The sequence below is a fragment of the Streptomyces avidinii genome, from assembly GCF_045161815.1.
GTDB lineage: Bacteria > Actinomycetota > Actinomycetes > Streptomycetales > Streptomycetaceae > Streptomyces > Streptomyces avidinii.
Genome location: NZ_CP108863.1, coordinates 6,873,710 through 6,891,416, shown reverse-complemented (window position 1 = coordinate 6,891,416; position 17,707 = coordinate 6,873,710). Strand labels below are relative to the sequence as shown.

Below are 17,707 nucleotides of genomic sequence, written 5' to 3'. Positions count from 1 at the left end.
GGCGGGGCCACGCCGGGGCTACGGGGCGTCGACCGCGCGGTCGAGCGAGCGCCAGATCCGCCGGGCCCACTCCAGGTCGGCGGGGTCCTCGTAGGTGCAGAAGATCCCGGCGGCGGTTCCGGGGGCGACGGACATGCCGTAGAACTCGTGGCGCGGCCGGCCGTGGTCCTGCGGGGTGAGCCAGAACGCGTACCGCAGCCCCTCGCCCAGCGGCTCCCGTACACGCTGGTCGGGCCGTGTGTCGGGAGCCCCGGACAGCAGGGCGGTCAGGAAGTCCGCGGGGGCGCGGCCCGCGACGTCATCGGTCAGCAGGCTGACGGCGGCGCTGCGGTCCGGGGCGGTGAAGTGGTCCGTGCCGTCGGCGAAGGACGCGGTGAGCCCGGCGGTGCGCAGCACCGACCAGTGGTCGCCGAGGTCGGTGCGCACGTCCACGGGCATCGGGTACGGGAAGCGGCTGAGGACGTGGTCGCGGTCCCAGGTCTGCGTCAGGACGCCGGCGGCCTGCGGGCGGTGGACCTCGACGACGCAGGGCAGTTCTTCCGGATCGGCGACCTTCGCGGTGACCTCGGCGCCCAGCAGGGTGTCGCCCCAGGGCTGGATCCGGTTGGCGAAGGTGCCCCGGACGACGAGGTCCGCGTATCCGGGCCGCTCCCACAGGTCGTGCGCGCGCCCGAGGGTCGCTTCGTCCACCTGTACCCAGGCGCCGAGGACCAGCTCGGTGTCGTGCGTCAGCCGGACGCCCAGCAGGCAGCGGACGAAGCAGCCGACCCCGTCCACGCGGAGCAGGGCGCGCACACCGAGCCGGTGGAGCGCCTCCTCGGGCAGGCCGAGGGCGGCGTCGGGCAGGTTGAAGCCGAAGTCGATGCGACGCTCGTCGGCGAGCGCGTCACCGCAACATGCGCAGGTGGGAAGGTGCGTGGTCACCCGGGCAGCTTAGACGCCGCCCTGGCCGCGGTCGGCGCCGCGCAGCCGCTCGCGGACCTTCTCCACCACGTCCGCGTAGCGGGCCTCCGCGCCGTAGCGCGTCGGCTCGTAGTACCGCTTCCCCTGGATCTCGTCCGGCGCGTACTGCTGCGCGGCGATCGCGCCCGGCACGTCGTGCGGGTACACGTACCCCTGCGCGTGCCCCAGCTTCGCCGCACCCTTGTAGTGCCCGTCCCGCAGGTGCGCCGGAACGGCGCCCGCCAGCCCCGCCCGTACGTCGGCCAGCGCCGCGCCGATCGCGGTCGTCGCGGTGTTCGACTTCGGGGCCAGCGCCAGCGCGATCGTGGCGTGCGACAGGGTCAGCGCCGCCTCCGGGAAGCCGATCATCGCCACCGCCTGGGCCGCGGCCACCGCGATCGGCAGAGCCGTCGGGTCCGCCAGCCCGATGTCCTCGCTCGCCGAGATCATCAGGCGGCGCGCGATGAACCGGGGGTCCTCACCGGCCTCGATCATGCGCGCCAGGTAGTGCAGCGCGGCGTCCACGTCCGAGCCGCGGATCGACTTGATCAGCGCGCTGGCCACGTCGTAGTGCTGGTCGCCGTCCTTGTCGTACCGGACCGCCGCCCGGTCGACCGCCTCCTCCAGCGTCTGGAGGGTGATCTCGTCCTCGTTCTTGGCGATGGCCGATCCGGCGCCTGCCTCCAGTGCGGTCAGGGCCCGCCGGGCGTCGCCGCCGGCGATCCGCAGCAGGTGCGCCTCCGCGTCCGCCGGGAGGGAGACGGCCCCGCCCAGTCCCCGCTCCTCGGTGAGCGCGCGCCGCATCAGCGCGCTCAGGTCCTCGTCCGTCAGCGGTTCCAGCGTCAGCAGCAGCGAGCGCGAGAGCAGCGGGGAGATGATCGAGAAGTACGGGTTCTCGGTGGTGGCCGCGATCAGCGTCACCCAGCGGTTCTCGACGGCGGGGAGCAGCGAGTCCTGCTGCGCCTTGCTGAAGCGGTGGATCTCGTCGAGGAAGAGGACGGTCTCCTTGCCGTAGCCACCGGCAGCGCGCTTGGCGCCCTCGATGACGGCCCGTACCTCTTTGACGCCCGCCGTGATGGCGGAGAGCTCCACGAAACGCTTCTGGGTGGCCTGGCTGACCACGTACGCCAGCGTGGTCTTTCCGATGCCCGGCGGGCCCCAGAGGATCACCGAGGAGGCACCGGCCGGGCCGCCGGCCCCTTCCTCGACCAGCCGCCGCAGCGGTGATCCGGGTTTCAGCAGGTGCTGCTGGCCGACGACCTCGTCCAGGGTGCGCGGGCGCATCCGGACGGCGAGCGGGGAGCTCGCGGGGTCCTTCTCCCTGCGGTCTTCGGCAGCGGCGGTGAACAGGTCTGGTTCCACACAGGAAGCCTAAGCGAGCCCACCGACAGGGCCGCCCGCCGTCAGGAGGTCCAGAAGTCCCACCAGCGGGTCAGGATCAGCATCCCGATGATCCCGACGTGCAGCACGGGCAGGACCCAGGTGAACTCGTCGAGGAAGGACTTGACCCAGCCCGGGGCGGGCAGCAACCCCTCGCGGACGTTGTGCGAGGTGACGTACCAGAACATGAAGATCGTGGCGACCCAAGCCAGGCAGCACCACAGGCACAGCGAGTTGATGTTGTACAGCGACTGGTACATCAGCCAGGCGCAGAAGACGACGCCGAAAAGGGTGCCGGCGTTGAACGTCAGCCAGTACCAGCGGCGGAACGAGGCCCCGGCCAGCAGGCTCATGCCGACGCAGATCACGATGCCGTAGGCGACGAGTCCGAGCATCGGGTTCGGGAAGCCGAAGGCCGACGCCTGGTCGCTCGTCATGATGTTGCCGCAGGAGACGATCGGGTTCAGGCTGCAGGCCGGCTTGAAGTCCGGGTCCTCCAGCAGCTTGAACTTGTCGATCGTGATCACCCAGGCGGCGAACAGCCCCGCGACCCCGGTGATCACCAGCAGCAGGGCCAGGGCCCGGCTTCCTCCGACGGTCCTGCTCCGGGCGGTGTCCGCGTCCGCACTTCGTGTCGTCATACCGCCCGCTCCACATCTGCAAGGTGATCAAGCACGGGCCATTGTGCCGCATGAGCCTGTGAACGGACGGGGCCGGGGAAAGATCCCCGGCCCCGTCCTGTGCTCTCCCCTGCCGCTGCCGTCAGGCGAGGCGGGCCCGGACCGTGTCGACCAGCTCGGCGACGGGCACGGAGGTCTGCTCGCCGGACTCCATGTCCTTCAGCTGGACGACGCCCTCGGCGAGGTCCCGCTCGCCCACCACGAGCGCGAAGCGCGCACCGCTGCGGTTCGCGTCCTTCATGGCTCCCTTGAGGCCCTTGCCGCCGTACGACATGTCCGCGGCGACACCGGCCTTGCGCAGCTGCGTCACCAGCCCGAACACGGTCGGCTTGGCCTCGCCCAGCGCCACCGCGAAGACCGACGTCGACGCCGGGATGTCGAGCTCCACGCCCTCGGCCTGGAGCGCGAGGACCGTACGGTCGACGCCCAGCGCCCAGCCCACCGACGGCAGGGCCGGTCCGCCGATCATCTCGGACAGACCGTCGTAGCGGCCGCCGCCGCCGACGGCGGACTGGGAGCCCAGGCCGTCGTGGACGAACTCGAAGGTGGTGCGGGTGTAGTAGTCCAGCCCGCGCACCAGCTTCTCGTCGTCCTCGAACTGCACGCCGGCTGCCGTCACCAGGGCACGGACCTGCTCGTGGTACGCCTTGCACGCGTCGCACAGGTAGTCACGCAGCACCGGGGCGCCGACGAGCTGCTTCTGCACCTCGGCCCGCTTGTCGTCGAGCACGCGCAGCGGGTTGATCCCGGCCCGGCGCACGGTCTCCTCGTCGAGGTCGAGGCCGCTCAGGAAGGACTGCAGCGCCTCGCGGTACACGGGGCGGCACTCCTTGTCGCCCAGCGAGTTCAACAGGATCCGGAAGTTGCGCAGGCCCAGCGAGCGGTACGCCTGGTCGGCCAGGATGATCAGCTCGGCGTCCAGGGCCGGGTCCTCGGCCCCGATGGCCTCGGCGCCGACCTGGGAGAAGTGGCGGTAGCGGCCCGCCTGCGGCTTCTCGTAGCGGTAGTACGAGCCCGAGTACCAGAGCTTGACCGGCAGGTTGCCCTTCTTGTGCAGGCTCGCCTCCAGCGCCGCGCGCAGCACGGAGGCCGTGCCCTCGGGGCGCAGGGCCAGCTGGTCGCCGCCCTTGGTCTCGAAGGCGTACATCTCCTTGGAGACGATGTCGGTGGACTCGCCGACGCCGCGGGCGAAGAGGCCCACATCCTCGAAACCGGGGGTCTCGATGTAGCCGTAGCCGGAGTTGCGCAGGGGAGCCGCGATGGCCTCGCGCACGGCGAGGTACTTCACGGAAACCGGCGGGATCAGGTCGTACGTGCCCTTGGGGGCCTGGAAAGTAGCCACGAAGCTTTTGTCACATTCCTCGTCGTGGAGCGGCGGTGCCGTCTCCGAGCCCGGCGGCGACCTCCCGCAGGTACGGGTTGGTCGCGCGCTCGCGGCCGATGGTGGTCTGGGGACCGTGGCCGGACAGCACCACGGTCGAGTCGTCGAGCGGCAGGCACACACGGCCCAGCGACTCGAGCATCTCGGCGTGGGAGCCGCCGGGCAGGTCGGTGCGTCCGATGGAGCCGGCGAAGAGCAGGTCGCCCGAGAAGAAGACCGGCGGAACGTCGGCCAGCTCGGGCATCCGGAAGGTCACCGACCCCTTGGTATGCCCCGGCGCGTGCGCCACGGAGAAGTCCATTCCGGCCAGTTTCAGCGCGGCGCCGTCGGCCAGCTCACGGACGTCGTCCGGCTCCCCCACGGTCAGCTCGCCCATGAGCGGCATCCCGATGGAGCGGCCGAGGGCCTTCTCCGGGTCGCTCATCATGTAGCGGTCCTCGGGGTGGATCCACGCCGGTACGTCGTGTGCTCCGCACACCGGGACCACCGAGGCCACATGATCGATGTGGCCATGGGTCAGAACGACCGCGACGGGCTTGAGCCGATGCTTCTTCAGCGTCTCCTCGACACCCTGGGCGGCCTGATGGCCCGGGTCGATGATGACGCACTCCTCACCGGCGGCGGGGGCGACCACGTAGCAGTTGGTGCCCCAAGCGCCTGCGGGGAACCCGGCAATCAGCACGTTCGTCCTCAATCGTCGTCCGGCGGGAGGCTGCAGACAGGAATCCTGCTGCTCAGAGCCTACCGGCGCCGCTCATTACACAGCGAACCCATATACGGTACGGCCTATCCCAGCCCGGACAGCAGTAGCAGACACGTACAAGGAGACGACCCGGTGGTCACGAGCGATCAGCGACGGCGACAGCTCGCCAAGGAGAAGTACGAGCGCCAGCAGAAGCGCCGGGCCGAGGCCCGGAAGAAGTCGCGCCAGCGCGCGGCTGTGATCGGCGCGGCGGTGGCCGTGGTGATCGCGACGCTGGTGGGCCTGATCGTCGGCGGGGTCTTCGACAAGGACAAGAAGGACCAGGCCGCGGACCCGTCCGCGAGCCCGTCGGCCTCGGCGAGCGAGCCGGCGCCCAAGCAGTCCCCCTCGCCGGAGATGGCGATCGACCAGAAGGCGAAGTACACCTTCGCGCTGAAGACCAGCGCGGGTGACATCAACTTCACGATGGACGCGGCGAAGACCCCGCAGACCGTGAACTCCTTCAAGTCGCTCGCCGACAAGGGTTACTTCGACAACACCAAGTGCCACCGGCTGACGGCCGGCGGGATCTTCGTGCTCCAGTGCGGCGACCCCGAGGGCACCGGCCAGGGCGGCCCGGGCTACAACATCCCGGACGAGAACCTGGACTCCCTGGGCAAGGCCAACGAGCAGGGCCAGGTCGTGTACCCGGCCGGCACGGTGGCGATGGCCAACACCGGCCAGCCCGGCTCGGGCGGCAGCCAGTTCTTCCTGGTCTACAAGGACAGCCCGCTGACGCCGACCTACACGCCGTTCGGCCAGATCGACGCGGCCGGCCTGAAGGTCCTTGAGGAGATCGCGAAGGCCGGTACGGTCGACGGCGGCCAGGACGGCGCGCCGAAGACCGAGGTAAAGATCGAGAAGGGCTCGGTCACGCAGAACTGACGTGATGCGGCGACCCCGGGCCCGGCCGGCCCGCCGCCCCGTACGCCGATATTCCGTCGTGCGGGATGCGGACAGCCGGCCCGGCGGTCGCCTATGTTGGCGTTGTGCAGGGCGGGCGCTGCCCGCCCCAGGAAACTGTGGACGATGCCCAGGGGGTGAACCCCTCGCAAGGCATCAGGTGGAGGAGGCGCTGTGAGCAGCGACCCGTGGGGCCGAGTCGACGAGACGGGCACCGTGTACGTGCGTACTTCCGATGGCGAGCAGGTCGTCGGATCGTGGCAGGCCGGCACCCCTGAGGAGGCCCTGGCCTATTTCGAGCGCAAGTACGAGGGCCTGGTGGTCGAGATCGGTCTCCTCGAAAAGCGGGTGCGGACCACTGATCTGTCCGCCAAGGACGCCCAGACGGCGATCGACCACCTGCGCACGCAGGTCGACGAGCACCACGCCGTGGGTGACCTGGACGCCCTGCGGGTGCGGCTGGACAAGCTGGTCACGACCGTGGAGTCCCGGCGCGAGGAGCGCAAGGCGGCGAAGGCCAAGCAGACGGACGAGGCCCGTGCGGCCAAGGACGCGCTGGTCGTCGAGGCCGAGCAGCTGGCCCAGAGCGACCAGTGGCGCAGCGCCGGTGAGCGGCTGCGCGCCCTGGTGGACATCTGGAAGGGGCTGCCGCGCCTGGACCGCAAGTCGGACGACGAGCTGTGGCACCGGTTCTCCCACGCCCGTTCGGCCTTCTCCAAGCGCCGCAAGGCGCACTTCGCCTCGCTGGACGCGCAGCGCGAGGACGCCCGCAAGGTGAAGGAGCGGCTGGTCGCGGAGGCCGAGTCGCTGTCGAAGTCGACCGACTGGGGTCCGACGGCCGCCCGCTACCGCGAGCTGATGGCGGACTGGAAGGCGGCGGGCCGGGCGCAGCGCGAGTCCGAGGACGACCTGTGGAACCGGTTCCGCGGTGCGCAGGACGTGTTCTTCGCGGCCCGCAGCGAGGTCTTCGCCGAGCGTGACGCCGAGCAGATCGAGAACCTGAAGCTCAAGGAGGACCTGGCCGACGAGGCCGAGAAGCTCGTCCCGATCACGGACCTGAAGGCGGCCCGTGCCGCGTTCCGCTCGCTCAACGAGCGCTGGGAGGCCATCGGCCACGTGCCGCGGGACGCCCGGCCGAAGGTCGAGGGCCGCATGCACTCGGTCGAGCGGGCGATCCAGGAGGCCGAGGAGGGCGAGTGGCGTCGTACGAACCCGGAGGCGCGGGCCCGTGCGGCCGGTCTGACGGGTCAGCTCCAGGCGGCGGTCGACAAGCTGCGTGAGCAGGTCGACGCGGCGCGCGCGGCGGGCAACAACGCCAAGGCCGACAAGCTGTCGCGCGAGCTGGAGGGCCGCCAGGCCCTGCTGGACCAGGCTCTGAAGGGCCTGGAGGAGTTCGGCGGCTGACAGCCCGCCCCGCACGAAGGAGGCGGCCCCGGTACGCGAGTACCGGGGCCGCCTTTTCGCTGCCGTGGGCCGCCGTGGGCTACGGGCGCCGCGCCGAGGTCACGCGGTAGACGTCGTAGACGCCCTCGACGCCGCGGACGGCCTTCAGGACGTGTCCCAGGTGCTTGGGGTCGCCCATCTCGAAGGTGAACCGCGAGGTGGCCACCCGGTCGCGGGAGGTCTGGACGGCCGCCGACAGGATGTTGACGTGCTGGTCCGAGAGCACCCGGGTGACGTCCGACAGCAGCCGGGACCGGTCCAGCGCCTCGACCTGGATGGCGACCAGGAAGACCGAGGACTGGGTGGGGGCCCACTCGACCTCCAGCATCCGCTCGGGCTGCTGGGAGAGGGAGTCGACGTTGACGCAGTCCGCGCGGTGAACCGATACGCCACTGCCGCGCGTGACGAAGCCGATGATCGGGTCGCCCGGCACCGGGGTGCAGCAGCGGGCCAGCTTGACCCACACGTCGTCGACGCCCTTGACGACGACACCCGGGTCGGCGTTGCTGCGCCGCTTGCGGCCGCGCGCGGGCGGGATCGACTCCTCGATGTCCTCGTTGGCCGCCTCCTCGCCGCCGAGGGCCGCCACCAGCTTCTGCACGACGCCCTGCGCGGCCACGTGGCCCTCGCCGATCGCCGCGTACAGGGAGGAGATGTCGGGGTAGCGCATCTCGTGGGCGAGGGTGACGAGCGAGTCGCCGGTCAGGATGCGCTGGATCGGCAGGTTCTGCTTGCGCATCGCCCGCGCGATGGCGTCCTTGCCGTGCTCGATGGCCTCGTCGCGGCGCTCCTTGGAGAACCAGGCGCGGATCTTGTTGCGGGCCCGCGGGGACTTGACGAAGCCGAGCCAGTCGCGGGACGGGCCCGCGCCCTCGGCCTTGGAGGTGAAGACCTCGACCAGGTCGCCGTTGTCGAGCGTGGACTCCAGCGGGACGAGCCGGCCGTTGACCCGGGCCCCTATGGTGCGGTGGCCGACCTCGGTGTGGACCGCGTACGCGAAGTCCACGGGGGTGGCACCGGCGGGCAGCGCGATGACGTCGCCCTTGGGGGTGAAGACGAAGACCTCGTTGCGGGAGAGGTCGAAGCGCAGGGAGTCGAGGAACTCGCCCGGGTCCTCGGTCTCCTTCTGCCAGTCCAGCAGCTGGCGCAGCCATGCCATGTCGTTGACCGTGTCCTGGCCGGCGCTGCCCTTGGCGGCCTGCGGGACGTCGGTGCGGACCTTGGAGGTGCCCGCGACGGTCTGCTGCTTGTACTTCCAGTGCGCGGCGATGCCGTACTCGGCGCGGCGGTGCATGTCGAAGGTGCGGATCTGGAGCTCGACCGGCTTGCCGCTGGGTCCGATGACCGTCGTGTGGAGCGACTGGTACATGTTGAACTTGGGCATCGCGATGTAGTCCTTGAACCGGCCGGGGACCGGGTTCCACCGCGCGTGCACGGTGCCCAGGGCCGCGTAGCAGTCCCGGACGGTGTCGACGAGGACACGGATGCCCACCAGGTCGTAGATCTCCGCGAAGTCACGGCCGCGGACGATCATCTTCTGGTAGACGCTGTAGTAGTGCTTCGGGCGGCCGGTCACGGTCGCCTTGATGCGGGCGGCCCTGAGGTCGACCTGCACCTCATCGGTGACGACGGCGAGGTACTCGTCGCGCTTGGGCGCGCGCTCGGCGACCAGGCGCACGATCTCGTCGTACATCTTCGGGTAGAGGATCGCGAAGGAGAGGTCCTCGAGCTCCCACTTGATCGTGTTCATGCCCAGCCGGTGAGCCAGCGGGGCATAGATCTCAAGGGTCTCGCGGGCCTTCTTCTCCTGCTTCTCCCGCTTGAGGTAGCGCATGGTGCGCATGTTGTGCAGCCGGTCGGCGAGCTTGATCACCAGGACGCGCGGGTCCTTGGCCATCGCCACGACCATCTTGCGGACCGTCTCGGCCTGGGCCGCCTCGCCGAACTTGACCCGGTCGAGCTTGGTGACGCCGTCGACGAGCAGGGTCACGGCGTCGCCGAAGTCGCGGCGCAGGTCCTCCAGGCCGTACTCGGTGTCCTCGACCGTGTCGTGGAGCAGACCGGCCATGAGAGTGGCCGGATCCATACCGAGCTCGGCGAGGATGGTCGTCACCGCGAGCGGGTGGGTGATGTACGGGTCGCCGCTCTTGCGCTTCTGGCCGCGGTGCCAGCGCTCGGCCACCTGGTAGGCCTGTTCCAGCTGGCGCAGCGTCGACGTCTCGATCTTCGGGTCGTTGCTGCGGACTATGCGGAGCAGGGGCTCCAGAACCGGGTTGTACGGGTTCGAGCGCTGCACGCCGAGCCGGGCGAGGCGGGCGCGCACCCGGTTGGAGGACCCGGCGGACTTCGCCGGCGCGGGCTTGACCGGCGGCACGGGCGGAGCCGGCGGGGGCGTGGCGGGAACCGCCGTGGCCGGCTCGGCCTTCGGGTCGGGCTGCGCGGCGGAGATTGGCTGGACCTCGTCTGGCAAGAGCGCTCCTCAGCGGATCCGGTGCCCGTGTCCGGTCCGGACAACCCATGGTAGCGAGGGTTCCGCGCCCCCGTTCCCCGAGCCTCCGCCACGAACGCCGGGGCAGCCGAGATACAGCCCCGCCGGCGTTTGAGGCGCGGGGGTTCGGGGGCGGCGCCCCCGGCAACGGCGCCGCAGCCGGAAACGACAGCGGCGGGCACCCGGAAGAACCGGATACCCGCCACTCGGCAAAGCAGAGGTCAGACCACGATCAGCGCGTCCAGCGGAGCCCCCGCAAGGGAAGGAGCCAGCTTGGCCCGGCCCGGGAGGAACGACAGCTCCATCAGGACCGCCACGCCGGCGACCTCGGCCCCGGCCCGCCGGATCAGCGAGAGCGAGGCCTCCGCCGTACCGCCGGTGGCCAGCACGTCGTCGATGACCATGACCCGGTCACCGGCCGCCAGGTCCTCGGCGTGGACCTCGATCTCCGCCGTGCCGTACTCCAGCTCGTACGACTGCGCGAGCGTCGCGCCCGGCAGCTTCCCGGCCTTGCGCACCGGCACGAAGCCGATGCCGGCCTGCACGGCGACCGGGGCCGCCAGGATGAACCCGCGCGCCTCCAGACCGACGATCTTCGTCGCGCCGTACTGCCCGGCCAGTTCCACCAGCGTGTCCGTCAGCGCGGCGAACGCCTTCGGGTCCGCCAGCAGCGGGGTGATGTCCTTGAACATCACGCCCGGCTTCGGGTAGTCCGGCACGTCCTTGATCCGGCTGAGCAGCAGCGCCCGGCCGTCCTCGGACAGCGGCCCGGTCAACGCCGCCGCCCCGGCCGGCCCTGCGCCACGACCTGCGGCTCGTCCTCGGTCTCGTAGCCCTCGTCCGGGGACTCGCCCTTGGCGGCCGCGGCCGCCCGCTTGGCGAGCACCCGCTTCTTGAGCGCCTTCATCGCCGGCTCGCGCTCCTTGAGGTCGACGACCAGCGGGGTCGCGATGAAGATCGAGGAGTACGCACCGGCCGCGAGGCCGACGAACAGCGACAGCGAGATGTCGTTGAGCATGCCCGCGCCCAGGAAACCGCCACCGATGAACAGCAGGGCACCGACCGGGAGCAGCGCCACGACCGTGGTGTTGATCGAGCGGACCAGGGTGCCGTTGATGCTGCGGTTGGCGACCTCGCTGTACGTGAAGCGGGTCTGCTTCGTGATGTCCTTAGAGCCCTCCTTGAGACCGTCGAAGACGACGACGGTGTCGTAGAGGGAGTAACCGAGGATCGTCAGCAGACCGATGACCGTACCCGGGGTGACCTCGAAGCCGACGAGCGCGTAGATGCCGACGGTGATCGTGAGGTCGTGGATCAGGGCGATCAGCGCCGCGACCGCCATCCGCCACTCGAAGGCGATGGCCAGGTAGATCACCACGAGGACCATGAAGATGCCGAGGCCGGTCCACGCCTTGTTGGCGATCTGCTCGCCCCAGCTGGGACCGACCAGGTCGGCGTTGATACCGGCCTGGTCGACCTTGAGGTCGGTGGCGAGCTGCTTCTTCACGTCGGTGGCGGCGTCGGTGTCCACACCCGAGATCTGGATGCGCAGGCCACCGGTGCCGAGCTCCTGGACGATCGCGTCGTGGCCGGAGGCCTTCTCCGCGAACTCACGGGCCTTGGGCTCCGAGACGGCCGTCTTCGGGGTGGTGAAGACCGCACCGCCCTTGAACTCGATGCCCATGTTGAGGCCCTGGACGGCCAGGGCGACGATCGCCGTGATGGTGATCAGGATGGAAACGCCGTACCAGAGAAAGCGCTTGCCGACGAAGTCGTAGCCGACCTCACCGCGGTACAGCTTGGCGCCGAGATCTCCAAGCTTCGACATCTCTCACGCCTCCTTTGCGTCGACGGGGGCGGGGGCGGAACCGGTACGGCGGGACCGGCGCAGCGGAGGCTTCGCGCCCAGCCGCTTCGGGTCCAGCCCGGACCACGGGTGACCGCTGGCGAAGAACTTCGTGCGCGCCAGCAGCGTCATGATCGGCTTGGTGAAGAGGAACACCACGACCACGTCGAGCAGGGTCGTCAGACCCAGTGTGAAGGCAAAGCCCTGGACCTTGCCGACGGTGACGATGAACAGCACCGCGGCGGCCAGGAACGACACGAAGTCGGAGACCAGGATCGTGCGGCGGGCGCGCGGCCAGGCACGCTCGACGGCCGGACGCAGGGTGCGGCCCTCGCGGATCTCGTCCCGGATGCGCTCGAAGTACACGATGAACGAGTCCGCCGTGATACCGATCGCCACGATCGCACCGCAGACGGCGGGCAGGTTCAGCGCGAAGCCGATGCCCTTTCCGAGCAGCGCCATGATCGTGTAGGTCAGGATCGCGGAGACCAGGAGGCTGATGATGGCGACGAACGCCAGGCCCCGGTAGTACACCAGCAGGTAGATGACCACGAGGAGCAGGCCGATGGCACCGGCGATCAGGCCGGCCTTCAGCTGCTCGCCGCCGAGCGCGGCGGTGACGGTCGTGACGCTGTCCTCCTGGAAGGACAGCGGCAGGGCGCCGTACGAGAGCATGTTGCCCAGGTCCTGCGCGGACTGCTGGGTGAAGCCGCCGGAGATCTCGGCATTGCCACCGGTCAGCGCCTGGCTCACGGACGGGTCGGAGATGACCTGCCCGTCGAGCACGATCGCGAACTGGTTCTGCGGCATCTGCTTGGTGGCCAGCTCACCGGTGATCTTGGCGAACTTGTCGGCGCCCTTGTCGGTGAACTGCATGGTGACGATCCACTGGCCGCGCTGGGGGTCGATCTGACCCTTGGCGTCCTTCACGTCCTGGCCGTTGACCTGGGCCGGGCCGAGGACCCACTTGCCCCAGGCGGTACCGCGCTGGCCGCAGGCGACCATCGGCTCCTCGGGCTTGGCGCCCGCGCCGGCGGCGGCGCGCTGCGCCTCGACGTTGCAGTCCAGCGCCGCGAACTTGGCCTGGAGGGCCGCGGCCGCGGCCTCGTCGCCGGTGGGCGGCGCGGAGGCGGAGGCGGAGGGCGACGGAGCCTTGTCGTCTGCCTTCTTCGACTCGCTCGCCGAGGGCGAGGGAGTGGGCGCGGCCGGGGCCTTGAGGGCCTCACTGAGCGCGCGGCCCTGGGAAGTGGCGCTGGACGACGGGGTGGCCGAGGGGCTGCTCTTGCCGTCCCCTGCCTTGGGAGCTCCGGAGCCGCTCGCGGAGGGGCTCGGGCTCGGAGTGCCCTCGGGAGCGGCCGGGGAGCCGTCCGCGAAGGCGATGACCGGGCGGAAGTACAGCTGGGCGGTGGTACCGACCTGCTCGCGCGCCTGCTGCTCGTTCGTCCCCTTGGGGATGTTCACGATGATGTGGTCGCGGCCCTGCGTCTGGACCTCGGCCTCCGACACGCCGAGCCCGTTCACACGGCGCTCGATGATGCCGACCGCCGTGTTCATGTTCGTCTCGTTGATCGCGTCCGGCTTCCCGGGCTCGCTCTTGGCCTTGAGCGTGATGCTCGTGCCGCCGGCGAGGTCGATGCCCAGCCTGGGAGTCGTCTGCTTCGTGAGGAACATCCCCGCGGTGAGCGCCACCATCGCGATCAGGATGATCGCCAGGGCACGCCCCGGCCTCCCCTGAGCCCCCGTGGGCCGCCGGCCCTTCTTCGGTGCTGCCACCTTGTCGTTTCTCCCTGTCCAACCGTCCCGCGCCGGGTCAGCGCGTGGACGGCCACGAAATGTGTGGTGGGGACCCCTGCCCCCCGCAGAAGTGTCACAGACGGGGACCGTGCCGGTCGCCGGTCAGGCGCCTCCACGGTCCCCGGCCGCGCGTTACTTCGCGCCGGCCTCGCCGTCGGACTTGCCGTCCTTGGGCTCGTCGTCGCCCTTGGGCGCGTCCTCGTCCTTCTTGCCCAGGTCGAGCTTGGGAGCCTCGTCCTCGTCCTTGGTGAGGTCCGTCTTCGGAGCCTCGGTCAGCGAGGAGGCGTCGTCCGGTACGACCGGCGCGTCGGCCGTCGCGTCGTCGCTGACACCGTGGACGATGCGGTTGTACTCCGCGTCCTCGAGGACGGCGCCGATGGAGTTCTTCGCGAAGATCGCGTGGACGCCGGGAGCCACCTCGAGGGTGACGGTGTCGTCACCGATGCCCTTCACCGTGGCGTACATGCCGCCGATGGTGCGGACCCCGGTGCCGGGCGTCATCTGGTCGCGCATCTGCGCGGCTGCCTGCTGCTTCTTCTTCGCGGAGCGGGTCATCAGGAACATCGCCCCGATGAGCACGATGAACGGGAGGAGTGTCACGAGATTCACGGGACGGAGATCCTTCGCACGACCGCACGCGGACGGCGGCCTTTTCTACGGGGGTGGGCACACCGACCCGAAGGGTCGGCATCGGCGGAGTCTAGGCGAGTCCGTACCGATGGAACAACGCCCAGCATGGCACCGCAGTTCCTGAGGGGTCGAACCTCCGCGCCGTCAGGCCCCGAACAAGCCCTGTTGTCCGCTTGATCCACTCCCGCCCTGCTGAGGCGGTACAAGCCCCAGGTGAGCCCATGCGGCGGGCGTCGCAACCCGTCCCCGGGGGGTGCGCGCGAGCAGCCCCTCGCGGACCAGGAAGGGCTCGGCGACCTCCTCCACGGTCTCCCGCTCCTCACCGACCGCCACGGCGAGGGTCGACAGACCCACCGGGCCGCCGCCGAACAGCTTGAGGAGGGCTTCGAGAACGGCCCGATCCAGTCGGTCGAGCCCGCGCCCGTCCACCTCGTACACCTGGAGGGCCGTACCGGCCACCTCGCGGTTGATCACACCGTCGGCCCGGACCTGGGCGTAATCGCGGACGCGGCGCAGCAGCCGGTTGGCGATGCGCGGGGTGCCGCGGGAGCGGCCGGCGATCTCGGCGGCGCCGGCGGTGTCGATCTCCACGTCGAGGAGGCGGGCGGAGCGGTGGATGACGCGTTCCAGCTCCTCGGGGGCGTAGAACTCCATGTGCCCGGTGAAGCCGAAGCGGTCCCGCAGCGGCGGGGGCAGCAGTCCGGCCCGGGTGGTGGCGCCGACCAGCGTGAAGGGCGGCAGCTCCAGCGGGATCGCGGTGGCTCCGGGGCCCTTGCCGACGATCACGTCGACGCGGAAGTCCTCCATGGCCATGTAGAGCATCTCCTCGGCGGGCCGGGACATGCGGTGGATCTCGTCGAGGAAGAGGACCTCGCCCTCCTGGAGGGAGGACAGGATCGCGGCGAGGTCGCCGGCGTGCTGGATGGCGGGGCCGGAGGTGATGCGGATCGGCGCGCCCATCTCGGCCGCGATGATCATGGAGAGGGTGGTCTTGCCGAGGCCGGGCGCGCCGGAGAGCAGGACGTGATCGGCGGTGGCTCCGCGCTGCCGGGCCGCCTTGAGGACGAGGTCCAGCTGCTGGCGGACCTTCTCCTGGCCGACGAACTCGCCGAGGTCCTTGGGGCGCAGGGCCGCCTCGACGGCGGTGTCCTCACCGTCGGCGGCGGCGGCCACGATCCGGTCGTCGCTCTCGTCTTCCCAGTTCACGCTGTCAGTCTGCCTTCTCGGTTCGTACGGTGGTCGGTCGCCTGCCGCGCCGCTCCGAATCCAGCCCCTCCGGCGTTCGAGGAGCGGGGTCCGGGGCGGAGCCCCGGTATTTAGGCCTCGCCGGGGTTCGAGGCGCGGGTCCGGGCAGAGCCCGGCGGGCAGCGGCGCGCGGCTAGCGGGCCCGGTTCAGGGACTGCAGGGCGGCTCGCAGCAGCTGCGGAACCGGGGCCGAACCGCCGGCGGCAATGGCGGCCTCGGCCTGCGGGGTGACCGCCGCGACCGCGTCCTCCGCATCGCGCGAGGCGTAGCCGAGGCCGATCAGCGCGGCGGAGAGCTGCTCTGTCCAGGGCGCGGGCCCGGAGGCCGCGGCGCGCTGGGCGCCCACGAGGCCGCTGCTGCCCAGCGGAGCCCCGAGCTTGCCCTTCAGTTCGAGGAGGAGCTTCTGGGCACCCTTCTTGCCGATGCCCGGTACCGCCACCAGCGCCTTCTCGTCCCCGGTGGAGACGGCCAGCCGCAGCGCGTCCGGGCTGTGCACGCCGAGCATGGCCTGTGCGAGCCGGGGCCCGACCCCACTGGCGGTCTGCAGGACCTCGAAGGCCTGGCGCTCGTCGTCGTCGGCGAAGCCGTACAGGGTCAGCGAGTCCTCCCGTACGACGAGGGAGGTGGACAACCGGGCCGCTTCCCCGATCCGCAGTCCGGCGATCGTGTTCGGCGTGCAGTGCACGGCCATGCCCACTCCCCCGACCTCGATCACGGCAAGGGTGGGGGCGAGTGCGGCGACGGGGCCGCTGACGAAGGCGATCATCGGGTACGGCCTTTCGAGGCGTGCAGGGCGACCGCCTGCTGGAGGCGGTTCTGGGCGGGGGCCCGCCAGATGTGACAGATGGCCAGGGCGAGGGCGTCGGCGGCGTCCGCCGGCTTGGGCGGCGCGTCCAGCCTGAGCAGCCGGGTGACCATCGCGCCGACCTGGGCCTTGTCGGCCCGGCCGCTGCCGGTGACGGCGGCCTTGACCTCGCTGGGGGTGTGCAGGGCGACCGGTATCCCGCGGCGGGCGGCGCACAGCATCGCGACGGCGCTCGCCTGGGCGGTGCCCATCACGGTGCTGACGTTGTGCTGGCTGAACACCCGCTCCACGGCGACGACTTCGGGCCGGTGCGTGTCGAGCCACTCCTCGATGCCCTGCTCGATGGCGACGAGCCGGTGGCCCAACTCCGCGTCCGCGGGCGTCCGTACGACGCCCACGCCGAGCATGGTCAGGGGCCGGCCCGCGACACCCTCGACGACGCCGACGCCGCACCGCGTCAGCCCCGGGTCCACACCGAGTACGCGCACCCCGCCCCCCCTTCTTCTCGCTGCTCGATCGATTGATCGATGGTTCAGGTCGCCAGACTAACCACTGCCTCTGACAGCACGACGGGCCGACAGGGTGTGTCCCTGTCGGCCCGTGGAAATCGTGCTCGGCTCAGGCGTCGACCTTGGCCATGACCTCGTCCGAGACGTCGAAGTTGGCGAAGACGTTCTGCACGTCGTCGCTGTCCTCCAGCGCGTCGATCAGCTTGAAGATCTTGCGCGCGCCCTCTTCGTCCAGCTCGACCTGCATGGTCGGCAGGAAGTTGGAGTCGGCCGAGTCGTAGTCGATGCCCGCCTGCTGGAGCGCGGTACGGACCGCGACCATGTCGGTGGCCTCGCTGATGATCTCGAAGCTGTCGCCGAGGTCGTTGACCTCTTCGGCACCCGCCTCGAGCACCGTCTCCAGGACGTCGTCCTCGGAGAGCTCGCCCTTGGGCAGCAGGACGACACCCTTGCGGTTGAACAGGTACGAGACCGAGCCCGGGTCGGCCATCGAACCGCCGTTGCGGGTCATGGCGACGCGCACGTCGGACGCGGCACGGTTGCGGTTGTCGGTGAGGCACTCGATGAGCACCGCGACACCGTTGGGACCGTAGCCCTCGTACATGATCGTCTCGTAGTCGGCGCCGCCGGCCTCAAGTCCACCGCCGCGCTTGACCGCGGAGTCGATGTTCTTGTTCGGGACCGAGCTCTTCTTGGCCTTCTGAATGGCGTCGAAGAGCGTCGGGTTGCCATCGATGTCGGCGCCGCCCATACGGGCCGCGACCTCGATGTTCTTGATCAGCTTCGCGAAGAGCTTGCCGCGCTTGGCGTCAACCACGGCCTTCTTGTGCTTCGTCGTAGCCCATTTAGAGTGGCCGGACATCTGCCTGTCTCCTTCGCGTCACCAACAATGTTCGCCTCAGATCCTACCGGGACGCCG

At 70.4% G+C, this 17,707-nt stretch carries 16 protein-coding genes; 2 read left to right on the top strand and 14 right to left on the bottom strand.

Going from position 1 to position 17,707, the window contains the following annotated elements; all coding sequences use genetic code 11:
* Nucleotides 1-18: 18 nt before the first annotated feature.
* From OG373_RS31135 to OG373_RS31115, 5 genes are all read right to left on the bottom strand, one after another.
* On the bottom strand, nt 19-924 hold the full coding sequence (locus OG373_RS31135; protein WP_405441662.1) for a DUF2199 domain-containing protein: 906 nt from the start codon (nt 922-924) through the stop codon (nt 19-21).
* A 9-nt stretch (nt 925-933) separates the two neighbouring features.
* A complete protein-coding gene (locus OG373_RS31130) occupies nt 934-2,304 on the bottom strand; it encodes a replication-associated recombination protein A (protein ID WP_405441660.1) in 1,371 nt (456 codons plus the stop codon).
* Nucleotides 2,305-2,345: 41 nt separating this feature from the next.
* Nucleotides 2,346-2,963, bottom strand: coding sequence for a vitamin K epoxide reductase family protein (locus tag OG373_RS31125; protein WP_405441659.1), 618 nt, complete (start codon nt 2,961-2,963; stop codon nt 2,346-2,348).
* A gap of 121 nt (nt 2,964-3,084) precedes the next feature.
* On the bottom strand, nt 3,085-4,344 hold the full coding sequence (gene hisS, locus OG373_RS31120) for a histidine--tRNA ligase (RefSeq protein WP_405441657.1): 1,260 nt from the start codon (nt 4,342-4,344) through the stop codon (nt 3,085-3,087).
* Between the two features lie 10 nt (nt 4,345-4,354).
* Nucleotides 4,355-5,065, bottom strand: a complete 711-nt coding sequence (locus OG373_RS31115) for an MBL fold metallo-hydrolase (protein WP_053702110.1) — start codon at nt 5,063-5,065, stop codon at nt 4,355-4,357.
* Between the two features lie 153 nt (nt 5,066-5,218).
* Here OG373_RS31115 and OG373_RS31110 point away from each other — a divergent pair, with 153 nt between their 5' ends.
* Together OG373_RS31110 and OG373_RS31105 are read left to right on the top strand one after the other, a co-directional pair.
* Nucleotides 5,219-6,010 (top strand): peptidylprolyl isomerase, encoded by a 792-nt coding sequence (locus OG373_RS31110; protein WP_405441655.1) that lies wholly within the window; start codon nt 5,219-5,221, stop codon nt 6,008-6,010.
* A gap of 192 nt (nt 6,011-6,202) precedes the next feature.
* The gene (locus OG373_RS31105) at nt 6,203-7,432 is read left to right on the top strand and encodes a DUF349 domain-containing protein (protein WP_405441653.1); all 1,230 of its coding nucleotides are present in this window, start codon (nt 6,203-6,205) and stop codon (nt 7,430-7,432) included.
* A 79-nt stretch (nt 7,433-7,511) separates the two neighbouring features.
* Here the strand turns inward: OG373_RS31105 and OG373_RS31100 are convergent, their stop codons facing one another.
* The 9 genes from OG373_RS31100 to OG373_RS31060 all read right to left on the bottom strand — a co-directional run bounded on the left by OG373_RS31100 (nt 7,512) and on the right by OG373_RS31060 (nt 17,650).
* The gene (locus tag OG373_RS31100; protein WP_397733281.1) at nt 7,512-9,941 is read right to left on the bottom strand and encodes a RelA/SpoT family protein; all 2,430 of its coding nucleotides are present in this window, start codon (nt 9,939-9,941) and stop codon (nt 7,512-7,514) included.
* A gap of 239 nt (nt 9,942-10,180) precedes the next feature.
* Entirely contained in the window at nt 10,181-10,735 is a 555-nt protein-coding gene (locus OG373_RS31095) for an adenine phosphoribosyltransferase (RefSeq protein WP_405441651.1), read from the bottom strand.
* Nucleotides 10,732-11,787 carry a protein translocase subunit SecF gene (gene secF, locus OG373_RS31090; protein ID WP_405441649.1) on the bottom strand — a complete coding sequence of 352 codons (1,056 nt, stop codon included), beginning with the start codon at nt 11,785-11,787 and terminating at the stop codon, nt 10,732-10,734. Before secF ends, OG373_RS31095 begins: the two co-directional genes overlap by 4 nt.
* A gap of 3 nt (nt 11,788-11,790) precedes the next feature.
* Nucleotides 11,791-13,578 (bottom strand): protein translocase subunit SecD, encoded by a 1,788-nt coding sequence (secD, locus tag OG373_RS31085; RefSeq protein ID WP_405441648.1) that lies wholly within the window; start codon nt 13,576-13,578, stop codon nt 11,791-11,793.
* Between the two features lie 153 nt (nt 13,579-13,731).
* A complete protein-coding gene (gene yajC / locus OG373_RS31080; protein ID WP_405441646.1) occupies nt 13,732-14,208 on the bottom strand; it encodes a preprotein translocase subunit YajC in 477 nt (158 codons plus the stop codon).
* 165 nt (nt 14,209-14,373) lie between these two features.
* Entirely contained in the window at nt 14,374-15,435 is a 1,062-nt protein-coding gene (ruvB, locus tag OG373_RS31075; protein WP_397733271.1) for a Holliday junction branch migration DNA helicase RuvB, read from the bottom strand.
* A 172-nt stretch (nt 15,436-15,607) separates the two neighbouring features.
* Entirely contained in the window at nt 15,608-16,240 is a 633-nt protein-coding gene (ruvA, locus tag OG373_RS31070) for a Holliday junction branch migration protein RuvA (RefSeq protein WP_397733269.1), read from the bottom strand.
* A complete protein-coding gene (ruvC, locus tag OG373_RS31065) occupies nt 16,237-16,767 on the bottom strand; it encodes a crossover junction endodeoxyribonuclease RuvC (RefSeq protein ID WP_405441644.1) in 531 nt (176 codons plus the stop codon). Before ruvC ends, ruvA begins: the two co-directional genes overlap by 4 nt.
* A gap of 130 nt (nt 16,768-16,897) precedes the next feature.
* Nucleotides 16,898-17,650 carry a YebC/PmpR family DNA-binding transcriptional regulator gene (locus OG373_RS31060; protein ID WP_397733265.1) on the bottom strand — a complete coding sequence of 251 codons (753 nt, stop codon included), beginning with the start codon at nt 17,648-17,650 and terminating at the stop codon, nt 16,898-16,900.
* Between the last annotated feature and the right edge of the window lie 57 nt (nt 17,651-17,707).